Origin of the sequence: Thermogutta sp., assembly GCF_014359955.1 — a bacterium.
Lineage (GTDB): Bacteria > Planctomycetota > Planctomycetia > Pirellulales > Thermoguttaceae > Thermogutta.
On sequence record NZ_JACIYL010000148.1, the window covers coordinates 1 to 7,453 of the forward strand.

The following is a 7,453-nucleotide window of genomic DNA, read 5'->3' on the forward strand; positions in this document are numbered from 1 at the left end:
AGCCAGCCGTTCGAGGAGGAAGTGTTCCCGCAACAGCCGCACCACGACCTCCCGAGCTTCCCGAGCGATGTGGTTCAGCTCGCGGCGGATTTCCTCGGCCGTGTATCCCGACCGGGTCAACTCCACAGCCCGACGCCGAATTTCCCGCTCGGTCTGTTTGCGAACCAGGTCTTCCGGCAGATCGAACGGAACCACATCGAGGAGTTGATCCAGGATTTGCTTCCGCAGATCTTCATAGACCCGCAATTCCATCCGTGCACGGAGCTGGTCTTCAAAAGATTTGCGGAACGAGTCGACAGAATCGTACCCGGCAACGCGGGCGATGTCTTCGATGCTCTGCGCGGTTTGCGGCCGAAGTACTCTGTGAACCTTGAAGTGCGCCTGGACGGTCTTTCCGGCGAGATTGGGATCGGCGCAGCTCTCCGAGACTTCCACATCGCAAAACCGGGATTCACCGTGGCGAACACCGACCATTTTTTCGCCGAAGTCGCGAATGATCCCGTCGAGGAACGTGAGCGTGGGGCGAATTTGAATGCGTTCGTCATCCGCGGTGTTGAGGACTCGTCCCTCGTGCCGCAGTGTGATTTCGCATTCGATGTAGTCGCCCATCTCGGCTGGTCCGTCCACCTCGGTAAGGTCGGTGAACTTTTGCACGAGCTGCTGCATCGCGCGGTCAACGTATCCGGGTGTGAGCTCGAACACCTTGCGCTGGAGCTTGAGACCACGCCACCGGGGCAGCTCAAATTCGGGCCGGACTTCGACGGTAAATTCGAACGCAAAATCGCCTTCGTCAGGCAGTTCGACGTCGTCGGGGTCCAGGTCGGGATCACCGATCGGGGCGAGTTTCGCCTCTTCGATCAGCGACCAAAAGGAATCGAGCATCAGCCGGGATTTGACCGGCTCCTCGAGTTCACTGCGGAAACGTTTTTCCAAAAGCCGGCGCGGCGCGCGACCGGGACGAAAACCGGGAACGGTCGCCTCGTCGCGAATTTTGTCCAGCTCTTCCGCGAAGTAGCGATCGACCTCTTCCCGGGGAATGGTCACGATGATCCGGCGTTTACATGCCCCGGCCGATTCCACGTCGTACTCAAACTTGAGCTTCGGCTTCGCCTCTTCCTGGACCGCCGTCCCGAGAGACTCCTGCGGATTCTCACCCGCGGCATCCGTTTGAGGCGGATTCGCACTTAAGGCATCATGTTCGGGGATGTCGGAAGCAACCATGCCTGAATCCGTTTCAGAGGAAATGTTATGGGTGCAGATGCACACAGATCAGAGTGCCCGATCCAGCCGCCAGAGGGTATCTCAGACATTTGACTCGCTTGCAGCCGATACAAACCGCTGCCTGCGCCGCTTTCTGTGGGGGCACTCAGCCTTCACCTAATAAAAAAGAGCGGGTGATGGGACTCGAACCCACGACAACGACGTTGGCAACGTCGTGCTCTACCACCTGAGCTACACCCGCATTCTTGATTCCGGTGTTTGGTTCACCTCTTCAATTGGCATTATAGGGGCCAGCCAGGGCATTGCAAGAGGGTCCCTGCCTGAGCCATCGCCACCTTGGCTCCGCCGCCGGGAAGGGGCCCGGACCACCCGAGGCTTTCCCCCGGGGAGCGGGAAGCAGCAGGCCGTGACCTGCCTGTCAGGTCCATATTGCGACCTGGGCAACCGAACTCACGCACCGGGCCCTATCTGCTAAGTTCAATTCGCGTATCGACATGGGGGCAATTCGTGAATTGCCCCTACCACAGATTATGCCGCGAGGTTGCGATAGATCCTTCCAAGAATGGGTCAGGTTAGGGGCCCTGTCGCTGAGCGACGGCCGGCCTAGACTTGCAGGCCGCCCCGGCAGTCAATGACGTCCACTCTTCGCCCAATTTGTTGCCACTTCAAAGGATCAAAGCTAACATAGATGCTTGGAGGCATCGAGCGAGGCCGTCTGAAGTGGGGCCACCGAAAGGGGGTATGCCTGTACCATTGCGGGGCGGCTCGATCCACATAGGCAACATTCTGTCGCCGCACTTGGGAACAGAGGAAGAGGTATGCCGGAACTAACTGCCGAGATATTGGCCGAGCGGGCACACGACGTGGGGCTGATTACAGACTGGGAACTGCGCCAGATCTGGTCGGAGCTCGGGCGAAAAAGCGTCAGTCTCGACGAGTTCATCCAGTTCCTGGTCCGACGGGAATATCTCACCAACTATCAGGTGGATAAGCTCCTCAACGGGGAGCGCGAAGGCTTCTTCTATGGGCCGTACAAGGTCCTCTATCTGGTTGGAGCGGGGTCCTTCGCTCGCGTGTTTCGCGCCGTGCACAAAGATGACAAGACGAACGTCGTGGCGCTCAAGGTGCTCCGCCGACGGTACAGCGATAACCCCCAGTGTTATCAGCAATTTATCCGCGAGGGACGCCTGGGGATGGCGCTTAAGCATCCCAATATCGTCCCCGTCTATGACGTCTGCTCGTACGACCACACGCATTTCCTGGTGATGGAATTCGTCGAAGGGCAGAATCTCCGGGAGTTCGTGAAAGTCCGCAAGAAGCTTGATCCCATTGTGGCCACCCGAATTATGGTGGACATCATGTCGGGGCTGGATTATGCCTTCCGGCAGGGGACCACGCATCGGGACCTCAAACTGAGCAACGTGCTCATCAGTAGCGACGGGACGGCCAAGCTGGTGGATTTTGGTCTGGCGGCCGTTGACGAATATCTCGAAGCTACTTTGCCGGAAGTGCCCGCCAATGCCCGAGCCATTGATTACGCGGCCCTTGAAAAAGCGACCGGTGTGCCGCGCAATGATCCCCGCAGCGACATCTATTTTGCCGGCTGCATGTACTACCACATGTTGACGGGCGACCCACCTCTTTCCGAAACGAAGGACCGGATGAAACGGCTCAGCCGATCACGATTCTTCGAGGTGGTGCCCATTCAGGAACGCGACCCCACCATTCCCAAGATCGTGGCAGGGATCATCAACAAGGCCATGTCGCTGGATGCTTCAGCGCGCTATCAAACCCCGGGGGATATGCTGTTCGATCTCAAACTGGCGGCCAAACGACTGGCCCAGGGCGATACCGATGTGGACCTCGTGACGGCCAAGAAACCGAACAATGAGAAGACGCTCGCCACGGTTCTCGTGGTGGAGCCAAACGTGGAAATGCAGAACATCCTCCGGGAAGGTCTGAAAAAGCTGGGATATAGGGTCCTCATCATCTCCAATCCGCAACGAGCTCTCGAACGAATTAAAGATGAAAACGAGGAGATCGATTGCGTTATCATCAATGCGACGGAGTTGGGGGAACCGGCCGTAACCGCGTTCAATCAGATTGGAGATGATCCCCGGACCCACCTCATCCCCGCCATCTTGCTTCTTGATGAGCCCCAGCGCGACATGCTAGCTATTACAAATCGCGCCGACCACCGCCGCGTCGTTTCGCTCCCCATCACGATGAAGCAACTCCGGACCGCCGTCTCGGAGTTGGTGGACAGACAGCGCGATCTGGCCAAGGAGGGATGATCGCTCGGTTCAGGGCACCGGAGTCCAATAGCCCGGCAGGGCGCTGAGCCGTGTTTGGGCAGAGTTTTGATATATTGGGGCACCGTGGTTCGACGCAATATTGTTGCAAGAAAAAAGCCCGGCAGTGTGCCGGGAAAGAGGTGGATTGTTGGGCAGTTTGGGGTCACGTCGGTTGATTCTGAGTTGGTGCAGGCGACGTCGTGCCTTCGGCGATGGTCTGAGTTTCGGCGGGTCGCTCTTCTGGCGATGGGGAACATTTGGCCGCCTGCGGATCACTGGTCACAATCCCACCGCCAGTGTCATTGACGGAAGAGGCAACGGGAGACAATGGGGAATCGTCGCCTGCCGGTGAGGACGGCTCGTTGGCCTCGAGGGCGCCCTCGGAAGTGCTGGGTTGGGCTGGTGGCTGCGGGCGCTTTTCGTACCCCAGCTTTTTGAGCACCTCGAGGATTTCGCTGCACGTGGGAAACATCCTCCCGCTGGCCCGCTTGTATTCGTCGAGGGCCCGCATGAATTCGATTTCTTCCGGGGTGTAATCTCGCTCGCAGGTGGTGGGGTCGATCTGTCGCCTGCGGGGAACCTTGGCACGGCGTTCCAGTTGCCGGCGCTCCACAGGAACGGGGATGTTTTGCTGACGGCGGTCCGTCCCGCTGCGGCGATCGGGCAATCGACGCCGATCAATCGTCACGACCATCGGATCGCTCGGGGTTTGATCCAAGGTTGTTTCGGACTGTGCCGGCACCTCCTGGCTTTTTGTGGCTGAACTGACCGCGGGCGCTGGTTCTTGGGGCGGAGCGTCTGGTTCCCTGCGGCTGTGAGATGGTTTTCGTTTTTGGGAGTGAGAGGCGGATTCGGAACTCGGATGTGTTTTGTCGGATGTACTCCGTTTGACAGCCTGCGTCTTTTTGCCAACTGCTTTTCGTGATTTCGAATCCTTCGACTGTTTCGTCTTGACCACTGCTGCGACCTCCTTAACTTCGATTCTCCGCCTTGAAGGAATCAAGTTGTGGCAGGACGGCTGACAACGAAAGCTGAGCAAATTCCCAACGCCATAGCGGCACCACGGGTGGTTTGTCCTTCAGCGGCCATGAACCCGTCCGAAAGCGGCAGTTCAGTTGGCGCGAGGCCAGAACCGGTTGGCCGAATCGGAGTTGTGTGGCCGGGACGCGTGCCCTTGGCCAAAAACGGGGGAGTTGAAAGGCAGTCGCCGCGAGGTGCCGCTTTTCACGGTCGCTGCCGGTTAGGGGGTTTGGTAAAGTTTTCCGTCAGGGAAATATAACACACGGACGTTGAGTATGCGGGACAGGAAAAGCCTGACGACAACTTTTTCGGTCGCCGATGCCCGAAAAACTCTTCCGGATCTGAAAAGTCTTCATAACCGGCGCAACGGGAATGGCCGGGATCGCGAGTCGGGAAAAATTCGCCCGGCAGGTACACTGCTTCAGGACCACGTAGGACAGCCTTTACCGAGGGCGAGCGAATGGCAGCCAACAAAGCAGGGCGGCAATCCCAGTGATTACCGCCCTGCGCTTGATTGCTGCGAACGTGAGTGGTCGGGCTTTTAACTCACGGAGCAGTGGTCAGATCCAGATTGATTTCGTTGGAGCCGGGTTTGACTTCCCGGACAAGCGTCGTGTTCGTGTTGTATTTGGCAGGGATTTTTTCCTGGAACACGGGCGCACGGCTGCTATCCTCCCCACCGTACTGGTATGATGGGTCGTCCGAAGATACCGCGCCAGCCGCCGTTTGCGTCGGAGGTTGCGAGCGTACGGAAATCTTATGTTGCCCCACCACAGCTCCCCGGCCCAGTTGACAGGCCAGCTCATACTCGCCGTTGGAGTTGGTGACGCCGGTTGACGCGGGACCGCCCGCAACCGGTGTGAACGTCACAATCGCATTGGCGAGCGGTTGGCCGTCCAGGGTCACTTTACCCTTAACCGGAGCCAGGCGGGGCCCCTTGGAACCACACCCTGCCACAAGTAGTAGTAGGACGAAGGCGCACGCCGTAGTCCATCCCAGACGCGACATCACAATCACCCTCCCAAGATTTGAGAAAACTTCCTATCCCCTATGGCCAATACTCAAACGAGAGGCAGGTTCTATCGCGGTGAGCGTGACCATTACGGTACGGCGACGCTTTCGCCACCGCCGCAACTGCCCAGAGCTCCCCAAACACCCCAGGGCGACGGCCGATTGCCAGGGTCGGGGACGTCGTCGATGGCCTGATTGCCCACGTCAATCGTCTGGCTGATAAACCGGACGGCGCCATCTGCCATCGCGACGTTCACACCACCGGGGTGGTAACTGGAGGCCGTTCCCATGTGTTCGTTTCCATCGACGCTTCCCCAGTGGCAGCTTGGTCCATTGGGGGCCACCATGGTGGCGAAACCGCAGAAGTAAGGCCGACCGTCCCATGCCCGACCACCGGTGGGCCGAAAGTCCGCACGAACTGGCGGCGTGATCTTTTTGGGGTTGGTAGGATCAATCCGAGCCAAGCAAGCCGCGGGATTCCAGGATTGCATGAGCAGCGCGACGCCACCAAGAACATCATCGGGATAGCCGCCCGCCACCATCTCCCCCAGCATCACCGTGTTGGATGTGCCATCAGTGACGTACTCGGTTCCGATCCACCGTTCACATTGAAAGATGCCTCGGTTCTGGCGGTAGTTCTGATCGGGTCGGAAATGATTTTGGTGGTAATCGTCCCCCACACATGCCTTGTAGTTCAACCTTGCGGGGCTCTCCGCACGGTTCGGGATCGGTTGGTCTGAAGGGCATGTGTAAGCTGGGATGTCCTTGCGCCACCAATCGCGTACAAAGGGGCCCCAGGTCGGGTGATTGGGGTCTGTGGTCCAAGGTTCAGGCAGCATAGCCGGCGATTTGGCTTGTGACATAATGGCGTCGTAGAGGGGTTTTTCTTCGATGTACGGGAGGATCATCATCGACCAAGCATAGTAACGACCACGACAAGTGCGAACACCAAGAGCGGGGAATACTTTATAGGTATCGTGATAGTTATGAATGCCCAGTGCAACCTGCTTCATGTTATTGGTGCACTGACTTCTGCGGGCTGCCTCTCTCGCCGCCTGCACAGCGGGCAAGAGCAGGGCGATTAAGATTCCAATGATGGCAATGACAACCAAGAGTTCCACGAGCGTGAATGCGGATCTCACCTTTCTCATGACTGGTCCTCCAATTACGACAAAATGACTTGACACAATGCGAGCCCAGATTGATTAATTTAGCAAAATCGTCTTGCTGTGCAAGTTCATAGTTTATTCTGTTCACGCTCTTCTTAGCCCGCAACAAATTTGCAGGGTTGGCCTCAACGCCATTCACTCTCAGCGGCATGACATTAAGGGAAGGACGCTTCTCCCATCGGGGAGGGCGATACCACTAGAGAGTTGTATCTGCTCGGTCGCTGAGTTTCTTGACTTCCGCAGAAACGCAAGTATAAATAAGGTGACCCTTCAGGCTGGAGGGATTGCGCCGGTTTTGCGCATTGTGCCTGATGGGATGTGCATCTCGAGAGGAGTCGCATCATGCGGTGGTCAATCCTGGGCGCGGCTGCGGCGGTGCTCGTATCATCAGGGCTCGTGTGGGCGAGTCCGTTTGAATGGGCCCCTGAAGATCATCAACCCTGGTCCAGCGGCTTCCCGTATCAACGAAACGTGGATCTCACGTTCGACGTTTCGCCCGTCGGTGCACCAGGAACGGGTATTCCTGGGGCGCATTACGAGGGCACGGCGGATCCCTGGCTCTCGGCAAGCGACTTCGTCACATTTGGGGGGGCGTTCCAGTGGTACAGTTCGGTGAGCGGGCTACCGCTCACCGGTCTGGTGGGCATCGACAATCGAGGAGGTAGCGCGCCGCGTAATGGACAGATCGTCATTCATCTGGACAACATCCCTACTCTTGCGGGCCAAAAACGGATTTGG

Annotated in this window: 5 protein-coding genes, 1 tRNA gene and 1 pseudogene; 2 read left to right on the forward strand and 5 right to left on the reverse strand. The window is 57.9% G+C overall.

The features are described 5' to 3' along the window. Both tig and H5U08_RS06570 read right to left on the reverse strand, forming a co-directional pair. Positions 1-1,221: trigger factor (tig, locus tag H5U08_RS06565; protein WP_297031449.1), on the reverse strand; the 1,221-nt coding region annotated here is incomplete at its 3' end. Positions 1,222-1,389: 168 nt separating this feature from the next. Beyond that, positions 1,390-1,462: transfer RNA gene (locus H5U08_RS06570), tRNA-Gly, on the reverse strand. 577 nt (positions 1,463-2,039) lie between these two features. Between H5U08_RS06570 and H5U08_RS06575 the strand changes: the two genes are divergently transcribed. Next, positions 2,040-3,515, forward strand: coding sequence for a protein kinase (locus H5U08_RS06575; RefSeq protein WP_297031451.1), 1,476 nt, complete (start codon positions 2,040-2,042; stop codon positions 3,513-3,515). Between the two features lie 421 nt (positions 3,516-3,936). Here the strand turns inward: H5U08_RS06575 and H5U08_RS06580 are convergent. The 3 genes and pseudogenes from H5U08_RS06580 to H5U08_RS06590 form a co-directional block, all read right to left on the reverse strand. Next, a pseudogene (locus tag H5U08_RS06580) lies at positions 3,937-4,197 on the reverse strand (hypothetical protein); the annotation flags it as partial. An 884-nt stretch (positions 4,198-5,081) separates the two neighbouring features. Next, positions 5,082-5,546 carry a carboxypeptidase-like regulatory domain-containing protein gene (locus H5U08_RS06585; protein WP_297031453.1) on the reverse strand — a complete coding sequence of 155 codons (465 nt, stop codon included), beginning with the start codon at positions 5,544-5,546 and terminating at the stop codon, positions 5,082-5,084. An 89-nt stretch (positions 5,547-5,635) separates the two neighbouring features. Then, positions 5,636-6,697 (reverse strand): DUF1559 domain-containing protein, encoded by a 1,062-nt coding sequence (locus H5U08_RS06590; protein WP_297031454.1) that lies wholly within the window; start codon positions 6,695-6,697, stop codon positions 5,636-5,638. A gap of 360 nt (positions 6,698-7,057) precedes the next feature. Here H5U08_RS06590 and H5U08_RS06595 point away from each other — a divergent pair. Then, positions 7,058-7,453, forward strand: a 396-nt coding sequence (locus tag H5U08_RS06595; protein ID WP_297031455.1) for a hypothetical protein, incomplete at its 3' end; no start/stop codon positions are given.